The sequence below is a fragment of the Methylophilus sp. DMC18 genome (assembly GCF_056314005.1).
The window spans coordinates 136178-153394 of the sequence record NZ_JBQUZE010000003.1; the positions used below are offsets into that span (position 1 = coordinate 136178).

Here is a 17217-nt window from a genome sequence, read left to right on the forward strand (position 1 = left end):
ATCCCCGCATCTGCCTGAAATCACGCGTTTAGAAATAAAAGAGAAAACAGTGAATCAAAAAATCGCTTACAGTTTTGAGTTTTTTCCGCCCAAAACGGCGGAAGGCATGGCGAACCTGCGTCAAGTACGCAAAGAGCTGGCCGTATTCTCTCCCGAGTTTTTTTCCGTCACGTTTGGTGCGGGGGGCTCAACCCGCGACCGTACCATGGACAGTGTGCTCGAAATCCAGGCTGAAGGCCATGGTGCAGCCCCACATATCTCCTGTATTTCTTCCAGCAAAGAAGAAATCCGCGAATTGCTGCAAGCCTATCAGGCGAAAGGCATCAATAGACTGGTGACCTTGCGTGGCGATATTCCCTCAGGCGAAGTGAGTGCGGGGGATTTTAAATATGCCAATGAGTTGGTGAGTTTTATCCGCGCCGAGACCGGCGACTGGTTTCACCTGGAGGTGGCGGCTTACCCCGAGTTTCACCCGGAAGCCGGCTCGGCACAAAAAGACCTTGAAAACTTCAAGCGTAAAATCGATGCTGGCGCAGATTCGGCCATTACACAGTATTTTTACAATGTGGATGCCTATTTCCGTTTTGTAGAAGCGGCGCAGAAGCTGGGTGTCACTGCACCGATTATTCCCGGCATCATGCCGATTTATAACTATACGCAACTGGCGCGCTTCTCCAGTGTGTGTGGTGCCGAGATTCCACGCTGGCTGCGTATGCGGCTGGAAGCCTATGGCGATGATATGGCTTCATTGCGCGCTTTTGGCGCGGAGGTGGTCACTGATATCTGTACCAAACTGATTGAGGCAGGCGTAGATAAAATGCACTTCTACACCCTGAACCAGGCGGGCATTATTGGCCAGATTATCCGGCAACTGTAGTCGTAAAAATACTGGTAAACAAAAAAGCGCGGACTGAATCAGCCGCGCTTTTTTTTGTGTCGCTCTGTTGGGTTATTGCAATGACAAACCTTGCGGGTTAAACAAGGCATCTTCAACAAACAGGTAATCCTGCTTGCGCGTTTCGTCCCACAGCACCATCATGGTGATCCAGCGGATATCTTCCATGCTCAAGGTTTCTTGCGGCAAGACCATGGCACGATCAATAATCAGGTCGCGCTCATAAGCCGTGATGATGTCGCTTCTTTGTAGCAAGCCCAGAAAGTTCAGACTGTCGTCACTGATCTTGTTGCGTTCCATCTCGCAATAGACGCGAATCGCAAACGGGTCGTGCTGGTATTGCGGCTGTTGCACCGAGCGACGCAGGTCTTTCACCCAGCCCACGGCATGTAAAATATCCTGGTGGTTAAACCCGGCCTGGGAGAGCTCATAGGCCATGATGGTTTCGTCTGTTTCTTTCAGCTCAAACGCATCATGCTTATCCCAATAATTTTGATAGATAAATATCAGTACTTCCAACATGTCTAAATTCTCCTCAAACACGCTGCTCCGCTATTAGTAGTGAATAGCAGCGATACTGGGGTGGGTCTGAACCGAGCTTTAAACCAATCGCTGGAATTGGCCGTTGGCGAGATGGCTGACCACACCTTCTAATTCAAGTAGTGTTAGCATGGTGGAAACTTGTTCGGGCGTCAACCCGGCGCGGGCCGCAATGAGCTCTGCAAAGATGGGGTCAAACCCCATGCAAGCCAGGACAGGACTGGCTTCGGCGGGTAGATTAGTCCAATCGGGTAGTGACCCATTCGGGCTAATCGAAAGTGCGGGGTTGGGCAGGCGGACATGCTTCAATTCGCTGACAATGTCCTCGGTGGACTCGACGAGCTTTGCCCCTTGTTTGATCAGCGCATGGCACCCTTTGGACACCGGCGAATGAATGGAGCCGGGAATGGCGAAGACTTCACGGCCCTGTTCGATCGCTAGGCGTGCAGTGATGAGTGAGCCGCTATCAATATTGGCCTCTACCACCAGACAGCCTTCAGACAGGCCGCTGATAATGCGGTTGCGTCTGGGAAAGTTGTGCGTCAAAGATGGCGTCCCTAGTGGGTACTCGGAGAGCAACAAGCCATACTGCACAATCTGGTGGGCCAGGGCTTTATGCCGTGCCGGATAGACAATATCCAGCCCCGTGCCGACCACAGCAATCGTGGCACCATCTGCTTTGAGCGCGCCTCTGTGTGCGGCGCCGTCTATGCCTAATGCCAGCCCGCTGACCACGGCAAATCCGGCCCGGCACAAGCTTTCGGCAAATTGTTCGGCGGTAGACTCGCCTTGCGGTGTGGCGTGGCGGCTGCCGACAATGGCCAGGCCAGGCCGCTTGAGCATTTGCAGGTTGCCTTTGGCATAGAGCACGGGCGGCGGCTGGTCTATGCTGAGCAGGCGTTGCGGATAGTAGGCATCCGCCAGTGTGATCAGGTGGTTATCTGGTTGTGAGAGCCAGTCTAGTGTCTTGGCAATATGCGGGTCTTCTGGCGCTTTTTGTATCCCTTCGGCGACGTCTTTGCTGACCAGTTCGCACAAGCTGCTATAGGAGGCGGCCAGAATCGCCTGCGGGGTTTTAAAGTGCAGCAACAGCTGGCAATAGGTGACACTGCCCAGCCCTTCGACCAGGCTTAAGGCAATCCAGGCTGCGCTCTCTTCAGTATCTGTGACCATCAGTGCGGAGATCAGGGGGTGCGCACCACGTCTTCTACATGGATAGGTTGCGACGCTTGCATGACGAGCGCGTATGACAGCTTGGGAAAGGTTTTGAAGACCATCACCAAGCCGACAGGCTCATCCGGCAACTGGATCATGACAGGATGCTTAGGGTCTGCGGATTCGGGGTCTACCATGCTGGCGCCTTTGCGCAGCACCGAAAGCACGTGACCGCGCTCCAGGCCTTGCGCTTCGCCGCGATTGAGCACCACCACGCGGCCATAGCCAGTCTCGTTGATGCCTTCGCTCACGCGTGCAATCTGGCCTTCAATCTGGCGTTCGGGCGCATGCGGCAGATAAGGCGGGCTAAGGGAGTCTTCCATCGCAATCAGTTTGTCTTTAACCGCAATTTCCTCTTTGGCCTGGGTTACGGTCAAGGTGGCAGGCTGGCCTGAGCGCAGCAGTTTGGCCTCCCCCAGATAATGCGCTTCTGTGCCCAGCAGCTCACCATTTTCAGGGTTTTTGATCGCCTCCCCCTCGCGGTAGATCGCCCAGGCGTTGCGTGGAGCGTCTGGCAGGCCCTGCACATAAATGCGTGTGCCTGGGCTCAGAATCTCACGTTCTTCCTGCGCCGCCACAATTCTGGGCGCCGACTTGAGCGCCTCTGGCGCAATCAGCATGGGCTTGGTCAAAAAGGGCTGGATGATATTGGGCTGTATGGCGGGGATGGCATCGCCTTTGATTGGCGTGACGATCATGCCAGGCTCCAGGGTGACAGATTCGCGCACCAGTTTGAGTACGGGTTGGCCGCTGCTGGTGTCGAGCACGATGACATCCCCCGGATAAATCCAGTGCGGATCTTTAATGCTAGACCGGTTTAATTGCCAAATCTGTGGCCATTGCCATGGATTTTTCAGAAACTTGGCCGAAATATCCCACAAGGTATCGCCTTTGACGACGACATGCCGGTCGGGGTGCTGCGGCCGCAACGGAATTTCTTCTGCCTGTAACAATAAGCTGCTACAAGCCAGCGCAAGCGAGGTTATAATTTGAACAATTTTCGTCATGTGGCGTCTCTGTTTTATGCGACACAAATGGATGGGCTGTACCTGCGCACAGCCACTGCGCAATATCAACCAATCTAGCATGGCTTTAAAGTTCTGATCAAGGTGAAAAAGCAGGCGTTTTGCCCTGTTTTTGCACAAACTATTTGAATGGAAAGATTTGTAGAGCATGGCACTACTTCCAATTTTGCAATATCCGGATCCACGCCTGCATACGGTGGCCAAACCGGTGCAAGTATTTGATGAGGCATTACAGCAACTGGTCAGCGATATGGCTGAGACCATGTATGATGCGCCAGGCATAGGCTTGGCTGCTACGCAGGTCGACCAGCACATCCAGTTGATCGTGATTGACTTGAGCAAGGAAAAAGACGATTTGCTGGTGCTGATCAATCCTAAAATCATTGCCCAGTCAGGTAGCCAGGATTATGAAGAGGGTTGCCTGTCAGTGCCCGGCATCTATGAAAGTGTGACGCGCGCTGAATTTATTACCGTCGAAGCGAAAGATGTGCATGGCAACACTTTCAGGTTGGATGCGGATGGTTTGCTGAGCGTCTGTATCCAGCATGAAATGGATCATTTGCTGGGCAAGGTGTTTGTGGAGTATCTCTCCACGCTCAAACGTAACCGTATCCGGACCAGAATGGTCAAGCACGCGCGCGAAATCGAGCGCAACAGTTATTAAGTCAGGAAGGTTGCATGCGTATTATTTATGCCGGGACCCCGGAGTTTGCAGTACCGGCTTTGCAAGGACTCATAGACGCGGGCCATGACATCGTCATGGTGTTGACGCAACCAGACCGCCCCGCGGGCCGTGGCATGCAGTTAAAAGCGAGTCCGGTCAAACAGCTCGCCTTGCAACACGGCTTACGTGTTTTTCAGCCAGAAAGCCTTAAGCCCGCCGAGGTGCAGTCCGAGATTGCCGCGGTCAACGCCGAGGTGCTGATCGTTGCGGCCTATGGCCTGATTATTCCGACCGCGGTGCTGAACATCCCGACGCGAGGCTGTTACAACATCCATGGCTCCTTGCTGCCACGCTGGCGCGGGGCTGCGCCCATCCACCGGGCCATTCTGGCTGGGGACGCCGAGACGGGCGTCACCATCATGGAGGTGGTGCCCAAGCTGGATGCCGGCAATATGATCAGTAAATGGTCGGTGGCGATTACTGCAGCCGATACCACGCAGACCTTGCATGATGCGATCAGTCGCGAAGGGGCGCGCTTGATGGTCGAGGCGATGCAGACCTTGCAAGCTACCGGTCGTCTGGCCTCTGAAGTACAGGACGAGGCGCTGGTGACCTATGCGCACAAGCTCGAAAAAGCCGAGTCAGCCATTGACTGGACGCAATCTGCTCAGCAACTGTCACGTCAGGTTCGTGCATTTAATCCCTTTCCGGTCGCTACAGCCAAATTTAATGATCAAGTCTGCAAACTGTGGTTTGCTCAAGCCGTGGCGGGTCAAGGCGAGCCAGGCACTGTGTTGCAGACTCATCCGCTGCAGGTGGCCTGTGGCGACGGCGCATTAGAATTGCATGAGTTGCAGATGCCGGGTGGCAAGCGCCAAACGGCACAACAGTTTGTGCAAGGTCAGCATGTGCAAGTCGGCGACCGCTTTTTCTAGTCAATCTGGTGCAGGCATTGAAAAATGCCTGTCATCCCCGCATATTAAAGTCGATATTACTCACCGAATTGTGAAGGAGTCACTATGTTAGGTAACTGGACCAAAACCTTTGTGTTGATGGCCGCGATTACTGCCCTGTTTGTTGCGGTGGGCGGCGCGCTGGGTGGCCAGGGCGGCATGTTGCTGGCGCTGTTGCTGGCAGGCGGCATGAACTTTTATGCCTACTGGTTTAGCGACCAGGCGGTGCTGAAAATGTATGGCGCAGTTGAGATCAATGCTGAAAATAATTTTGGCAATGGGCAGTTCCGCAACTATTACAACATGGTCAAAGAGCTTGCCGAGCGGGCCCAATTACCCATGCCGCGTGTGTTCGTGATCAATGAAAGCCAGCCGAATGCGTTTGCGACCGGCCGCAACCCCGAGAACGCTGCCGTGGCAGCTACTACCGGCATCATGCAGATTTTGAGTGAGCGCGAATTGCGCGGTGTGATGGCACATGAGCTGGCGCACGTGAAACACCGCGATACCTTGATCTCTACTATCTCCGCCACCGTGGCCGGGGCCATTTCATCGATTGCGCAATTTGGCCTGATGTTTGGCGGGCATCGGGAGGGCGAAGACCGACCCAATCCCATTATTGGTATTTTGATTATGATTCTGGCACCGTTGGCCGCTTCGCTGATCCAGATGGCGATTTCACGGTCGCGCGAATATGAAGCAGACCGCATGGGGGCTGAGATCAGCCGCGACCCGAAAGCCTTGGCAGCCGCGCTGGAGAAAATCCACAATTATGCGCACCAGATTCCCAATATGACTGCCGAGCAACACCCGGAAACCGGGCAGATGATGATTATCAACCCCTTATCAGGCGCAGACCTGGCGGGGTTGTTCAGCACCCACCCGCAGACCGAAGAGCGGATCCGCCGTTTGCTGGCGTTGGCTAACCAGTATTAAACGCGATTTCAACAGACAAAAAAGGCTTTCGCAAGAAAGCCTTTTTTATTGCGTGAGTTTTTGTCTGTGTATTTTGGGCGCATCAAGTAGAATAGTCTTTTTTTCACCAGAGTATTCTTTTGCAAGTTGCCCAGCTCATAGCCGCATCTGCGGTGGCCGAAGTGTTGGCCGGACATAACCTGACTGTTTCCATGCCCAAGGCATTGCGCAGGGTCAAGTCAGCGACGCCGCAACAGCAGGCGGCTGCACAGGATTACAGTTACCTCACCTTGCGCTTGTATGCCGAAGCCGCGGCTTATTTGCAGGCGCTGACGGCCAAGCCCGTGACGGATGCACGTGTACACGCGCTGTTGCTGGTTGCCCTGTCGCAGCTGTTGCATGGGGCCGAAGATGATTTTACGGTGGTCAATCAGGCTGTGGAAGCCGCGGGCAAAACCGGGCTGCGCTGGGCAAAAGGGCTGGTTAATGCGGTATTGCGTAATTTTTTGCGCCAACGGTCAGCCTTGCAGGCGCAAGTGAGTCAGTCGGAAGCGGTGCAATTTAACTATCCGCAATGGTGGATTGATACCCTCAAACAACAATATCCTCAGCATTGGCAGTCGATTCTGACCATAGGCAACAGCCACCCCCCCATGACGTTGCGCATTAATCTGCGCAAAACGGATGTCGCCAGCTATATGCAGGCGCTGGATGATGCGGGGATTGCGGCGCAAGCGCTGGGCGGTACGGCGATTCAGTTGCAGCAGCCGTTGCCGGTGCACAAGCTGCCGTATTTTGATCAAGGCTGGCTCAGTGTGCAGGATGCCGGCGCACAGTGGGCGGTTCCTTTGCTGGATGTGCAAGCAGGCATGCGCGTGCTGGATGCCTGTAGCGCGCCGGGCGGTAAAACTTGTCACTTGCTTGAAGCCAGTGATATTGACTTGCTTGCCCTGGATGTGGAGGCAGAGCGCCTGCGCCGTGTCCACGACAACCTGCAGCGTCTGGGCTTGCAAGCCAAGGTCAGGACAGGCGATGCGGCAAAAGCCGACTGGTTTGATGGTCAGTTATTTGACCGCATTCTGGCTGATGTGCCCTGTAGCGCCTCAGGCATCGTGCGCAGGCATGTCGATATGAAATGGTTGCGTCGGCCACAGGATTTGACGGTATTTGCCCAGATGCAACAGCAAATATTATTGAATTTGTGGCATATGCTGGCAAAAGGCGGTAAATTGCTGTACGTCACCTGTTCGATTTTTCAACAAGAAAATGAAATGCAGATTCAACAGTTTTTAACCATGCATGCAGATGCGGTCAGGTTGCCAGTGCAGTTTGATGCCTCGGGCCTCCCTTGCCAGCAGTCAATTGGCGGGCAATTGCTGCCCACTGCCGCGCATGACGGATTGTTTTATGCGCTTTTACAAAAACATTAAATATTATTCGGCGCTTTTTTTTCTGCTGACCATGACAGCATTGGCACTGGCTGCCAATAACAATCATGCCCATGTCAAAAGTGCCGAGCTGGTATTGCGTGAAGATACCTGGGCGCTGGATGCGGATCTGGACATCCATTTTGGCCGCGCGCTTGAGGAAGCTTTGAGTAAGGGCATCGCCCTGACATTTTTGTATGAATGCCAGATCATCAAACCCATGAAGTACTGGTTTGATGATGAGGTGGTGACCGAGCGTCGCGCCGTCACGCTCAACTATCACGCGCTGACCAAGCAATATCTGCTTAATTATCCGCAACAGCAAAAAGGATTCGACAGCCTGGCTGAAGCCAGGCGTGAGTTGGGCCTGATCCGCGACTGGCGCTTGACGCCGCATGCCACACTAGAAAAAAATCAGCCCTATCAGGCGGCGCTCAAAATGCATCTGGATACCAGCAAGCTGCCTAAAGCCTTGCAGCTGGATGCCCTGGGCGAAAGTGACTGGGAGCTGGTCACGCCGACGTTTAGCTGGTGGGTAAAGGACACCCAGCGTTAGCCCTATGCGGTATGTCCTGATTTTGTCCATTCTACTGGCGGCAGCCCTGCTGTACCTGCTGTCTCTCGCCAGTGCCAACACCGCCATCAGTGGGGATTATTACCTGATCCTGCTGTATATCAATGCTGGCCTCGCCGTGTTGTTGCTGGGGGTGATTGCCTATCAGTTACGCCATCTTTACCAGACCACCAAAGCCAAACAGGTAGGCAGCAAGCTGAATTTCAGATTGCTGGTGTCTTTTGCCCTGATGGCGTTGATTCCAGGCATGATCGTCTATCTGGTTTCCGTGAACTTCCTGTCACGCTCGATTGAGTCTTGGTTTAACGTTAAGGTCGAATCCGCACTGGATGGGGGGCTGAATCTGGGGCAACGGGCGCTGGATATCATGCTGGAGGACGTCAAGGAAAAGGCGCAAAGCATGGCGGTCTCGCTATCACTGCAAACGGCCCGCTCACATTATGGACAACTGAACGATCTGCGTGAAAAAGCCGGCGTTCAGGATGCGGCATTGCTGACCCCGCAAGGTGCGATTCTGGCTGTCAGCAGCTCTGACCCCAGCAGCTTTTTACCCGAACTGCCTTCTGTGCCGCAGTTGCGCCAGGCACGTAGTCGTATCTACGGCAAAATCGAGCCTATCCCCGGCAAAGGCCTCTACATGCGTGTGCTGATTCCGGTGGAGTCCTTGGGGATCACGGGCGAGATGCGGATTCTGCAATTGATGCAACCGGTGCCCAAGGCGCTCTCGAATACTGCCGAATCGGTGCAGGAGGTCTACCGCGAGTACCAGACCTTGTCGTACAGCCGGCAGTCACTCAAAGACATTTTCATGCTTACGCTGACCATGATTTTGCTGCTGTCCATGCTGGGCGCATTGACCATCGCATTTGCACTGAGTCGGCGCATGGCGCAACCCTTGACGGTACTGGCGGAGGGGACCCGGCTGATTGCCAGTGGCGATTATTCGCAGCAGCTGCCCTCATTTGGCAAGGATGAGCTGAGTGTGCTGGTGAAGTCGTTCAACAGCATGACGCGACAGTTGCAGGAAGCGAAAAATGCCTCCGAACAGAGCCGTCAGCATGTGGAGTCTGCACGTGCCTACCTGGAAGCTATTTTGTCGCACCTAAGCTCAGGCGTGATGACCATTAATGAACAGGCGGAACTGCGTGTTTACAATCTGGCTGCCACCAATATTTTGGGGATTTCGCTGGTGGGCTTTAAAAACAAAGTCTTTACCGACATTGCGGCCGAAAATGATTACCTCACGCCTTTTACAGCGTTGGTGATGCAGCACTATGAAGACACGTTGCAATTTGACCACCATGAGCGGCATTTAAGCAGCCAGATCGAAATTGAAGGGGTGCATGGCAAGCAGATGCTGATGCTGCGGGTGACGCGGTTGCCGGAAGGGGCGGGGCACGGCCTGGTAGTGGTGTTTGATGATGTGACCGCCATGGCGCAAGCCCAGCGCGATGCCGCCTGGGCCGAGGTAGCCAGACGGCTGGCGCACGAAATCAAGAATCCGCTGACACCGATACAGCTGTCTGCCGAGCGCTTGCAGCTGAAGCTGCGCGACAAACTGGAAGAAAAGGATGCGGAGATGCTGTTTAAGTCTACCGATACCATCGTCAACCAGGTGCAGGCGATGAAGAATATGGTCAACGAATTTAGTGAGTATGCCAGAACGCCTGCCGCCCAACTGGTAAGGCTGGATTTGAATGCCTTGATCCGCGATGTGAGCCGCCTTTATAACGCCTCTGTGGTCAAGCTGGTACTGTCCCTGCATGAGCAGCTGCCCGAGATTTATGCCGATGCCACCATGATGCGCCAAATCCTGCATAACCTGCTGCAAAATGCCCAGGATGCATTGGTGCAAACTGAACAACCGCAAATTGTGATCTTGACCGATTATGATGGCGAGCGTATAAAATTGTCAGTGACGGATAACGGCAGTGGTTTTCCCACCGAGGTGATGGCGAGGGTGTTCGAACCTTACGTCACAACCAAGTCACACGGTACCGGGTTGGGATTAGCCATTGTCAAAAAAATGATAGAAGAGCAGCGTGGACAGATACGCATTGATAATCTGCCACAAGGGGGCGCCAGCGTCACCATCAGCTTGCCGGTCGATAAACAACAACAACGTCGGCGCGTTGAGCGCATCGTGTAAGGAAGTACCATGGCTTCACGTAATATTTTGGTCGTCGATGATGAAATCGGCATCAGGGAGTTATTAAGCGATATCTTGCGGGATGAGGGGCACGTCGTGCGCCTGGCAGAAAATGCACAAATTGCCAGGGACGAGCGGCTCAAGCAGCGACCGGATCTGGTGTTGCTTGACATCTGGATGCCTGATTGCGATGGCATCAGTCTGCTTAAAGAATGGGCCAATGCCGGCTTGCTGACCATGCCGGTGATCATGATGTCTGGGCATGGCACCATAGATACCGCGGTCGAGGCCACTCGCCTCGGGGCGTTCGACTTCCTCGAAAAACCGATTGCCTTGCAAAAGCTGCTCAAAACCGTAGGCGCAGCGATCAAGCATACCGAGCATCTGGCGCATACCGAAATTAACCTGTCCAGCTTTGGCAAAAGTGCCGTCATTCAGGAGCTCAAGCAGCGCTTGGAGCAGCTGGCGCGCCATAAAAACACCTTGTTCCTGATTGGTAAAAAAGGTGGCAGCGTGCCATTGTGCGCCAAGTTTTTGCGTCCGCAGAATACGCCGTGGGTGGCCTTGACCGAGTATGAGAAGCTGGTCACCGCACCGATGGAAATTCTCGAGCAGGCCCGCGAAGGCGTGGTGTTTGTCGATGAAGTCACCAGACTGGGCAAGACCGAACAAAAAGGCCTGCACCTGCTCATCAATAAATCCGAAAAATACGGCGTACGCGTGATTTGCGCCAGTGAGCATGGCTTGCCGCAACTGATTGAAAAAGCCATGCTTGAGCAGGCCTTGCTGCAAACGCTGGCTGGGTCAGCGGTGAAGGTGCCTTGCCTGGATGAGCACAAAGAGGATATTCCCGATCTGGTCAATGCGATGGCGACCCTGATGGTTGAAGCCAGCAAGATTGACTACAAGGCGTTTGATGTGGCGGCGCTGAATGCGCTGCGCAATGCTGACTGGCCAGGTGATTTGGACGAGCTGGAGTCCGTCGTGCAGAACCTGCTCATGACCAGTTTGGGTGAAAGCATTACCCAGACCGATGTGCAGCGTGTTCTGGCCAATTTTCAAGGGCAGCGCGGCGAGTCGTCTGAGCAGCATATGCCGCTTAATCTGGACCAGCCCTTGCGTGAAGCGCGCGATGACTTCGAGCGTTTTTACTTCCAGTACCATATGCGGCTGGTCAAAAATAATATGAGCCGGTTGTCAGAAATTTCGGGGCTGGAGCGGACACACCTCTATCGCAAGCTCAAACAGCTGGGGATCAAAATCAAGGGATAAAAAAAGCCGGGCTAACCCGGCTTTTTACGACTGAATCGTTTATTTGTTGCGGTTATCCAGACTGCAAGCAGTTTGCGGATAAATACTCAACAACCACATGCCACCGGCGATGCCCAGGTAGGCAAAAAACGCGTCCAGCGAAGCCTGGCCCAGCACCAGTGCCATAAATACCGCCAACACGCCTAAAACGCGCGCAGAGAGTTGGGTTTTGTACCCCACGATCAGCAACAGACCAAACACAAACTGAATGAAAATCAGCAATGGTGCAAACACGGCTGGCAGGCCAAATTGGCCTAACATCATCTGGTATTGCAGATAGCCATCAGGCGTATTTAAAATGGCCATCAGCTTTAAAATCACCACCCCAAAAAACACCAGCCCCAGTAAAATCCTGGCCGCTGCGGTTTGAAAACGACACATAACTTTTCCTCAAGTCCTGTTTTAATAAAGGACGTATGATGCCTGGGGGGTCAGATAATTGCAATATTTGACCACCGCCTTGGCCATTTCGCTCCCTTCATGCGCATGCCCCGTCCTTGCTTGAGCAAAATTTCCACATTTATGCCTTATCTGTAGTGAAATTTTCCCTTGCGTTGTATAAAATTACTCCTTAAATTGATAATCTATTAATTTAATATTATTATTAAATAAAATATTAAATTTGATTAATTATGAATATCGAAGATGACTCAATTGAAAAGCTGCGTGCATTGAAAGACCAGTTGTCGAGAGAAATTAACCAAAATTTCAATGACACGCGTTTTAATTTGATTGTGGCTGTTTCTGATGCAGCATTAAATCTGCTGTTTGAGGAAATGCAATCCGCCTTGCGTCCAATCCCGCATGGCAGAGACTCCTTGTGATTTGAGAAAGAAGCGCCTTTGATGTCCGATAAACAGAATGAGTGGTGGAAGCTGACGCAATTTATTGATTCAACTGCGCAAAGAAAGAGAATACTGGTTGTGGATGATCAGCTCCACACGCGATTGCTATTGAAAACATTATTTGCTGAAGAGGATTATCAAGTCGAGTGTGCAGAGAATGCGGTGTCGGCCCTTTATCTGGCCGAACATCATCTGCCGCATCTGATTATTATCGATTTGATTTTAATGGATCGTGTCGATGGGTTAATGTTGTGTAAACAACTGCGAGCCTTACCTGCTTTAAATGATTCTTTGATTTATGTCTTGAGTGGCATGACCGATACGCAAACAAAGTTTGATGTTTTGCTGGCCGGGGCTAATGATTTTATTGAAAAACCCTTTAGTCCCATAGATTTATTGGAACGGGTTTCCAGAATAAGGAGTACATATGGCAAGTAAACTGCAACTTGGCACAGCATTTATTCACGAGATGGTTGAGGCTTCCAGTTCTAACTTGGTTGAGCAACTGCTTAAATTGGCGCAGGATTTTTCGGTGCTAAAGGGTGAAAAAGAGGCTAATCACGATGCGCTGGTCAGTGCGCATCACACCACCTTATGTAAGTTGGCACGGGTGGCAGCCAGTAAAGATGATGACACCGGCGTGCATATTACCCGCGTCGGTTACCTCTCAGAGTATCTCTGCCATTTATTAAACAAGCCTCAGGATTTTTGTTGCATGGTGAGGTTGGCCGCGCCCATGCATGACATCGGCAAAGTCGGGGTGCCTGATGACATTTTGAAAAAACGAGGAGCGCTCACGGTGGATGAGCGGCTGATCATGAATCAGCACGCGGAAATCGGTGAGAAGATACTCATGGACGAACTCCCCTTGTTTAAATTGGCCGCGTTGATTTCGTTAACACATCACGAGAAATACGACGGCACAGGCTATCCGCGAGGGTTGGCAAAAGAAGCAATCCCTCTGGTGGGGCGCATTGTGGCACTGGTCGATTTTTTTGATGCACTGACCATGGATAGATGTTATCGAAAAGCGTTTAGCTATGAGGAGACCTATCAGCAGATAGAGAAACTTGCGGGTACACATTTTGACCCCGCGTTAACGGAAGTTTTTTTAAAGCACTATAAGCAATTTGAGCGATTGAAAAAGCATATTGATCAGAAGGCGATTTCTTACGAGCAAATGCTTAAATACTCTGCTTTGAGTTTTTTTGATAAATAGTTGTCAGGTAGAAACGTTGAATATGGCGGGGCAAATTTTGGAAAACATTTCATATGAGCATCGTGTCAAAGACGCGCGCGCGCCTTATTGGCAGACCGCCATGCGGCCTGATGAGGACTTACGCTCTGCCTTAGAATATTCACCAGATGGCATCATCGTGATTTGCCATGATGATACGGTGAAATTCGTCAATGAAAGTTTTACCTTGCTCACCGGGATCAAAAAAGAACAGATACTTTCTCAAGATCAGCAAGTATTGAATGATATTCTGACCCGGCTCAGTAGTCGGGTGATTGAGAAAGGGCGGGTGGGGCTACTCTACAAATTACGCCAGGATAACTTCAATAATCCGCATAAGTTTTATCGGCGTAAAACTGATCGAGTGAATCAACTATTCACCGAGACCCCGGAGTTTCGCGTGCTGCAAAAAATCGTCCGTCATCCATCAGATGGCGCCGTGAAAGAGATTATTTATTACCGAGACATTACGTATGAGTATCATTCGAATGTTACGAAGTCTGAGCACCTGCTGGCAGCAGCGCATGAGCTAAGAAATCTGATTGGAAATATTTTAGGCTTCTCTGAAATACTAAAAACGAAACTATGTGCTCAGGATGAGAACGCATTTCTCGTGGATGCCATTCACTCCCAATCCGGTTTTCTGAATCAAGTCCTCAAAGACTTATTGAGCCTCAATCAATTTGAGATCAATGCCGGGAGTGAGATGGAGTTACAAAAGGTTGAGCTGAATACGGAAGTGAGAAAAATGACAGACTACTACTTTCCGCCTGCCAATAGAACGCCTATCGAGTTTGTCCCTGCCACACGCAGGATAGAAGTTGTCATGGATGTCAATAAATTCAAACAAGCGCTGTATAACTTGATCAGTAATGCTTACAAGTACTCGAGTGGGCGTGTGATTGTCAAAGTGAATGCGCCTAGCGCTGAGCATGAGGTTGCCATTACCGTCATTGATTACGGGATTGGTATCACTTGCGAACAGCAAAAGCATCTATTTAAAAAATACTGGCGTGCCAAGGCTGATCAAGCCATTGAAGGCACTGGCTTGGGCTTGGTGTTGGTGAGGGAAATTGTAGAGCTTTTTAATGGCCGCGTAGAAATAAGCAGCGAGAAGGATAAAGGGACCGCCGCGACGATTTTCTTGCCTAGGCAGCGGTCATAGCCTGTTGAAACATGTTTTGAGTTTGTGGCTGATCTGGGCAACAAAATAGCCATGTAAAAACTCAAAATTGATCGGTTTGTGCAGGACGGTAATCCCTGAGTCTGGTATTTTGCCTTCTATTTGGGCCGGAGTGAGTCCAGTCGCCACAATGATATTAATGCCCTGTAGCGAGTAGTCTTCTTTGAGGATGGACAGTAATTGAAAACCGTCTATCCCTTGCATTTTTAAGTCGGTGATCAGGATGTCAGGCACAGATTTCACCAGCTGAATAAGCCCTTCTATGCCTGAGTTTACAATTTCCAGCTCGATATCCAGTTGCCACTCAGCGATTTTCAATGCATATAACCTGGCAAGCTCCTGATTATCTTCAACAATCAGGACTGAAAGTTTGGCGGCTGAGGCGAGATCCGTTTTGTTGATGGAGGAGGCGTAGTTAATGATCGAACTTTTCAAGATTCTGCGGTGCCCCCCCTTGGTTTTCCAGGCCTCCAGCAAACCATTCTCAACCAGTTTCTGAACGGTGGCAACAGACAGGTCAAGCAGTTTTGACGCATCCTTGGTACTCAGTACCTCCTGGTCCTGAGGAATGCGATTATTTTGCGCTCTAAATACTTTGACACTATCCAATTTATTTACCCTGTTGATTTTAATGATAATTTATCAAATTTTAGATTAAAATATTAATTTTATGAAACAATAAATTCTACTTTAAATATTTTTAATAGTTAAAAGGCTAGAAATAGCTATTTTTTTAAATTAGATCGGTCAGATCTTGAATATTGTGACTCATTTTCGTATCGAGCAATTTTACCTTCCAGATGATCGCTGGCCCAAGTGCCAAGCCATTCGCCAGACTGTGTTTATTGAAGAGCAGCGTGTGCCAGAGGCGCTGGAGTGGGATGCTGAAGATGGGGGCGCAATGCATTTACTAGGCATTAAACATGGTACCCCGATTGCGTGTGCGCGTGTTTTATATAACGGGTATATCGGGCGTATGGCCGTCTTGCACGAGTGGCGACGGCAGGGTGTTGGCCTTTGCATGTTGCAGTCTGCGATAGAGGGGGGGCGAGCGTTATCTGTGCCCTGCGTACGGCTTTCTGCCCAAGTGCATGCGATCGATTTTTACAGGCGTGCTGGATTCAAAGTCACCAGCGAACCTTATCTGGATGCCAATATCCTGCATGTCGATATGCAGCTTGAACTGATATAATCACGGTTTGAATTTTCTCCAACATCCAGACATACAAAGGAATTCTCATGTCAAAAATCGTATTTAAAGCGGGTGAAGCTACCGTGTTTTCCGAAGGCAAGGACGTGACTGCCGCGATGCCAGAAATCGTGATCGGTGCCGTGGACGGCCCAGTGGGTACGGCTTTCGCGAACATGATGGCGCAAACCAAAGGCCACACAGCCATGTTTGCCGTGCGTGACATCAACCAGATGGTGCGCCCAGCGACCATGATGGTGCCAAAAGTCACCTTGAAAGACTCCTTGAATATCGAATTGTTCGGTGGTGTGGTGCAAGCCGGTGTGGCTGATGGCATTACCGATGCAGTGATCGAAGGCATTGTTCCTAAAGAGCTGGTCAATGATCTGTGCATTATTGCCTTGCTGTGGATTGATCCGGGCTGTGCCAAAGAAGCCAATCTGGACAAAGCCGATCTGTACAAAAACAACTACGAAGCGATCAAGCTGGCCTTGAAACGCGCGTTGAACGACGAGCCTAGCATTGATGAGCTGATTGCTAACCGTCACAAAATCAAGCACTGCATGTGGGAAGATAGCTGGGATCAGAAATAAGTCAGGATCCCCCGTTTATCCTGTGTGAGATAGGCCCCGCATGTGCGGGGTTTTTGTTATCCGGCGAAAGTGGGCAGACGCGCAATGAAATATTTAATTAAACGATATCTGGCCGTGATTTATGAAGCCTTGTTGATGCTGGCCTTGGCCTTGGCACTGACCGCCGCTTATGTGCTGGTGGTGGGGGATGCCAGTCATGGCTGGCGGCGTTTAGGTTTGCAGATGCTGTTGTGGCTGTCGATAGGCGCTTACTTTGTGCGCTGTTGGGTGGTGACCGGCCAAACGCTGGCCAGCCAGACCTGGAAGCTGAAAGTGGTAGATGCCGAGGGCCGTTTGCTGGACTGGCGCCTGGCTTTGCTGCGCTATGGGGTGGCAACACTGTTGTTGCTCCCGGCTGGGCTGACATTGTGGTGGGCAGTACTGGATCGCGAGCAGCAGTTTTTGCATGACCGGCTGCTTGGCACGCGGATAATCAGCATCACATAAGCACGAGTCAGGCGGG

20 protein-coding genes are annotated in these 17217 nt (G+C 51.4%); 15 read left to right on the forward strand and 5 right to left on the reverse strand.

All coding sequences use genetic code 11. The features are described from left to right. The first annotated feature begins 49 nt into the window (after positions 1-49). Positions 50-877 carry a methylenetetrahydrofolate reductase [NAD(P)H] gene (gene metF / locus ACT53G_RS07550; protein ID WP_194748828.1) on the forward strand — a complete coding sequence of 276 codons (828 nt, stop codon included), beginning with the start codon at positions 50-52 and terminating at the stop codon, positions 875-877. A 72-nt stretch (positions 878-949) separates the two neighbouring features. Here the strand turns inward: metF and ACT53G_RS07555 are convergent, their stop codons facing one another. The 3 genes from ACT53G_RS07555 to ACT53G_RS07565 form a co-directional block, all read right to left on the reverse strand. After that, on the reverse strand, positions 950-1417 hold the full coding sequence (locus tag ACT53G_RS07555) for a Smg family protein (RefSeq protein WP_275357717.1): 468 nt from the start codon (positions 1415-1417) through the stop codon (positions 950-952). 78 nt (positions 1418-1495) lie between these two features. Beyond that, positions 1496-2608, reverse strand: coding sequence for a DNA-processing protein DprA (gene dprA / locus ACT53G_RS07560; protein ID WP_476169108.1), 1113 nt, complete (start codon positions 2606-2608; stop codon positions 1496-1498). Positions 2609-2619: 11 nt separating this feature from the next. Next, on the reverse strand, positions 2620-3657 hold the full coding sequence (locus ACT53G_RS07565) for a LysM peptidoglycan-binding domain-containing protein (protein ID WP_476169109.1): 1038 nt from the start codon (positions 3655-3657) through the stop codon (positions 2620-2622). 166 nt (positions 3658-3823) lie between these two features. Between ACT53G_RS07565 and def the strand changes: the two genes are divergently transcribed. The 7 genes from def (at position 3824) to ACT53G_RS07600 (ending at position 11629) form a co-directional block, all read left to right on the forward strand. Then, positions 3824-4339, forward strand: coding sequence for a peptide deformylase (gene def / locus ACT53G_RS07570; RefSeq protein WP_194748824.1), 516 nt, complete (start codon positions 3824-3826; stop codon positions 4337-4339). A 14-nt stretch (positions 4340-4353) separates the two neighbouring features. Next, positions 4354-5274 (forward strand): methionyl-tRNA formyltransferase, encoded by a 921-nt coding sequence (fmt, locus tag ACT53G_RS07575; RefSeq protein ID WP_476169110.1) that lies wholly within the window; start codon positions 4354-4356, stop codon positions 5272-5274. Between the two features lie 84 nt (positions 5275-5358). After that, positions 5359-6228 carry a zinc metalloprotease HtpX gene (gene htpX, locus ACT53G_RS07580; RefSeq protein WP_194748822.1) on the forward strand — a complete coding sequence of 290 codons (870 nt, stop codon included), beginning with the start codon at positions 5359-5361 and terminating at the stop codon, positions 6226-6228. Positions 6229-6347: 119 nt separating this feature from the next. Then, a complete protein-coding gene (gene rsmB / locus ACT53G_RS07585; protein ID WP_379074419.1) occupies positions 6348-7637 on the forward strand; it encodes a 16S rRNA (cytosine(967)-C(5))-methyltransferase RsmB in 1290 nt (429 codons plus the stop codon). Beyond that, the gene (locus ACT53G_RS07590) at positions 7615-8190 is read left to right on the forward strand and encodes a DUF4390 domain-containing protein (RefSeq protein ID WP_194748820.1); all 576 of its coding nucleotides are present in this window, start codon (positions 7615-7617) and stop codon (positions 8188-8190) included. The genes rsmB and ACT53G_RS07590 overlap by 23 nt, the downstream gene beginning before the upstream one ends. Positions 8191-8194: 4 nt before the next feature. Next, entirely contained in the window at positions 8195-10357 is a 2163-nt protein-coding gene (locus ACT53G_RS07595) for a sensor histidine kinase (RefSeq protein ID WP_313985275.1), read from the forward strand. A gap of 9 nt (positions 10358-10366) precedes the next feature. Beyond that, positions 10367-11629 carry a sigma-54-dependent transcriptional regulator gene (locus tag ACT53G_RS07600; protein ID WP_194748818.1) on the forward strand — a complete coding sequence of 421 codons (1263 nt, stop codon included), beginning with the start codon at positions 10367-10369 and terminating at the stop codon, positions 11627-11629. Between the two features lie 39 nt (positions 11630-11668). Here the strand turns inward: ACT53G_RS07600 and ACT53G_RS07605 are convergent, their stop codons facing one another. Continuing rightward, positions 11669-12049, reverse strand: coding sequence for a DoxX family membrane protein (locus tag ACT53G_RS07605; RefSeq protein ID WP_194748817.1), 381 nt, complete (start codon positions 12047-12049; stop codon positions 11669-11671). A 251-nt stretch (positions 12050-12300) separates the two neighbouring features. Here ACT53G_RS07605 and ACT53G_RS07610 point away from each other — a divergent pair, with 251 nt between their 5' ends. The 4 genes from ACT53G_RS07610 to ACT53G_RS07625 are packed head-to-tail and all read left to right on the forward strand — an operon-like array spanning position 12301 to position 14915. Beyond that, positions 12301-12492 carry a hypothetical protein gene (locus ACT53G_RS07610; RefSeq protein WP_194748816.1) on the forward strand — a complete coding sequence of 64 codons (192 nt, stop codon included), beginning with the start codon at positions 12301-12303 and terminating at the stop codon, positions 12490-12492. 21 nt (positions 12493-12513) lie between these two features. Then, positions 12514-12951 (forward strand): response regulator, encoded by a 438-nt coding sequence (locus ACT53G_RS07615; protein ID WP_476144555.1) that lies wholly within the window; start codon positions 12514-12516, stop codon positions 12949-12951. Beyond that, the gene (locus ACT53G_RS07620) at positions 12941-13732 is read left to right on the forward strand and encodes an HD-GYP domain-containing protein (RefSeq protein WP_476169111.1); all 792 of its coding nucleotides are present in this window, start codon (positions 12941-12943) and stop codon (positions 13730-13732) included. Before ACT53G_RS07615 ends, ACT53G_RS07620 begins: the two co-directional genes overlap by 11 nt. A gap of 37 nt (positions 13733-13769) precedes the next feature. Further along, the gene (locus tag ACT53G_RS07625) at positions 13770-14915 is read left to right on the forward strand and encodes a sensor histidine kinase (RefSeq protein ID WP_476144551.1); all 1146 of its coding nucleotides are present in this window, start codon (positions 13770-13772) and stop codon (positions 14913-14915) included. Here ACT53G_RS07625 and ACT53G_RS07630 read toward each other — a convergent pair. Next, the gene (locus ACT53G_RS07630; RefSeq protein ID WP_476169112.1) at positions 14910-15542 is read right to left on the reverse strand and encodes a response regulator; all 633 of its coding nucleotides are present in this window, start codon (positions 15540-15542) and stop codon (positions 14910-14912) included. The two genes, ACT53G_RS07625 and ACT53G_RS07630, sit on opposite strands and share 6 nt — an antisense overlap. Before the next feature lie 154 nt (positions 15543-15696). On the opposite strand from ACT53G_RS07630, the gene ACT53G_RS07635 reads away from it, so the two are divergent. The 3 genes from ACT53G_RS07635 (at position 15697) to ACT53G_RS07645 (ending at position 17201) form a co-directional block, all read left to right on the forward strand. After that, on the forward strand, positions 15697-16125 hold the full coding sequence (locus tag ACT53G_RS07635) for a GNAT family N-acetyltransferase (RefSeq protein WP_476169314.1): 429 nt from the start codon (positions 15697-15699) through the stop codon (positions 16123-16125). Between the two features lie 47 nt (positions 16126-16172). Further along, on the forward strand, positions 16173-16715 hold the full coding sequence (gene fae / locus ACT53G_RS07640) for a formaldehyde-activating enzyme (protein WP_313985285.1): 543 nt from the start codon (positions 16173-16175) through the stop codon (positions 16713-16715). Positions 16716-16799: 84 nt separating this feature from the next. Further along, positions 16800-17201 carry an RDD family protein gene (locus ACT53G_RS07645; RefSeq protein WP_194748810.1) on the forward strand — a complete coding sequence of 134 codons (402 nt, stop codon included), beginning with the start codon at positions 16800-16802 and terminating at the stop codon, positions 17199-17201. Positions 17202-17217 lie beyond the last annotated feature (16 nt).

What these genes read in the sequence shown, in the direction of transcription:
- ACT53G_RS07565 (WP_476169109.1), bottom strand. Translation starts at nt 3,657, where the DNA reads ATGACGAAAATTGTTCAAATTATAACCTCGCTTGCGCTGGCTTGTAGC.
- ACT53G_RS07555 (WP_275357717.1), bottom strand. Translation starts at nt 1,417, where the DNA reads ATGTTGGAAGTACTGATATTTATCTATCAAAATTATTGGGATAAGCAT.
- ACT53G_RS07605 (WP_194748817.1), bottom strand. Translation starts at nt 12,049, where the DNA reads ATGTGTCGTTTTCAAACCGCAGCGGCCAGGATTTTACTGGGGCTGGTG.
- def (WP_194748824.1), top strand. Translation starts at nt 3,824, where the DNA reads ATGGCACTACTTCCAATTTTGCAATATCCGGATCCACGCCTGCATACG.
- fae (WP_313985285.1), top strand. Translation starts at nt 16,173, where the DNA reads ATGTCAAAAATCGTATTTAAAGCGGGTGAAGCTACCGTGTTTTCCGAA.
- ACT53G_RS07595 (WP_313985275.1), top strand. Translation starts at nt 8,195, where the DNA reads ATGCGGTATGTCCTGATTTTGTCCATTCTACTGGCGGCAGCCCTGCTG.
- ACT53G_RS07645 (WP_194748810.1), top strand. Translation starts at nt 16,800, where the DNA reads ATGAAATATTTAATTAAACGATATCTGGCCGTGATTTATGAAGCCTTG.
- ACT53G_RS07610 (WP_194748816.1), top strand. Translation starts at nt 12,301, where the DNA reads ATGAATATCGAAGATGACTCAATTGAAAAGCTGCGTGCATTGAAAGAC.
- dprA (WP_476169108.1), bottom strand. Translation starts at nt 2,608, where the DNA reads ATGGTCACAGATACTGAAGAGAGCGCAGCCTGGATTGCCTTAAGCCTG.
- ACT53G_RS07600 (WP_194748818.1), top strand. Translation starts at nt 10,367, where the DNA reads ATGGCTTCACGTAATATTTTGGTCGTCGATGATGAAATCGGCATCAGG.
- fmt (WP_476169110.1), top strand. Translation starts at nt 4,354, where the DNA reads ATGCGTATTATTTATGCCGGGACCCCGGAGTTTGCAGTACCGGCTTTG.
- ACT53G_RS07620 (WP_476169111.1), top strand. Translation starts at nt 12,941, where the DNA reads ATGGCAAGTAAACTGCAACTTGGCACAGCATTTATTCACGAGATGGTT.
- ACT53G_RS07615 (WP_476144555.1), top strand. Translation starts at nt 12,514, where the DNA reads ATGTCCGATAAACAGAATGAGTGGTGGAAGCTGACGCAATTTATTGAT.
- htpX (WP_194748822.1), top strand. Translation starts at nt 5,359, where the DNA reads ATGTTAGGTAACTGGACCAAAACCTTTGTGTTGATGGCCGCGATTACT.
- ACT53G_RS07590 (WP_194748820.1), top strand. Translation starts at nt 7,615, where the DNA reads ATGCGCTTTTACAAAAACATTAAATATTATTCGGCGCTTTTTTTTCTG.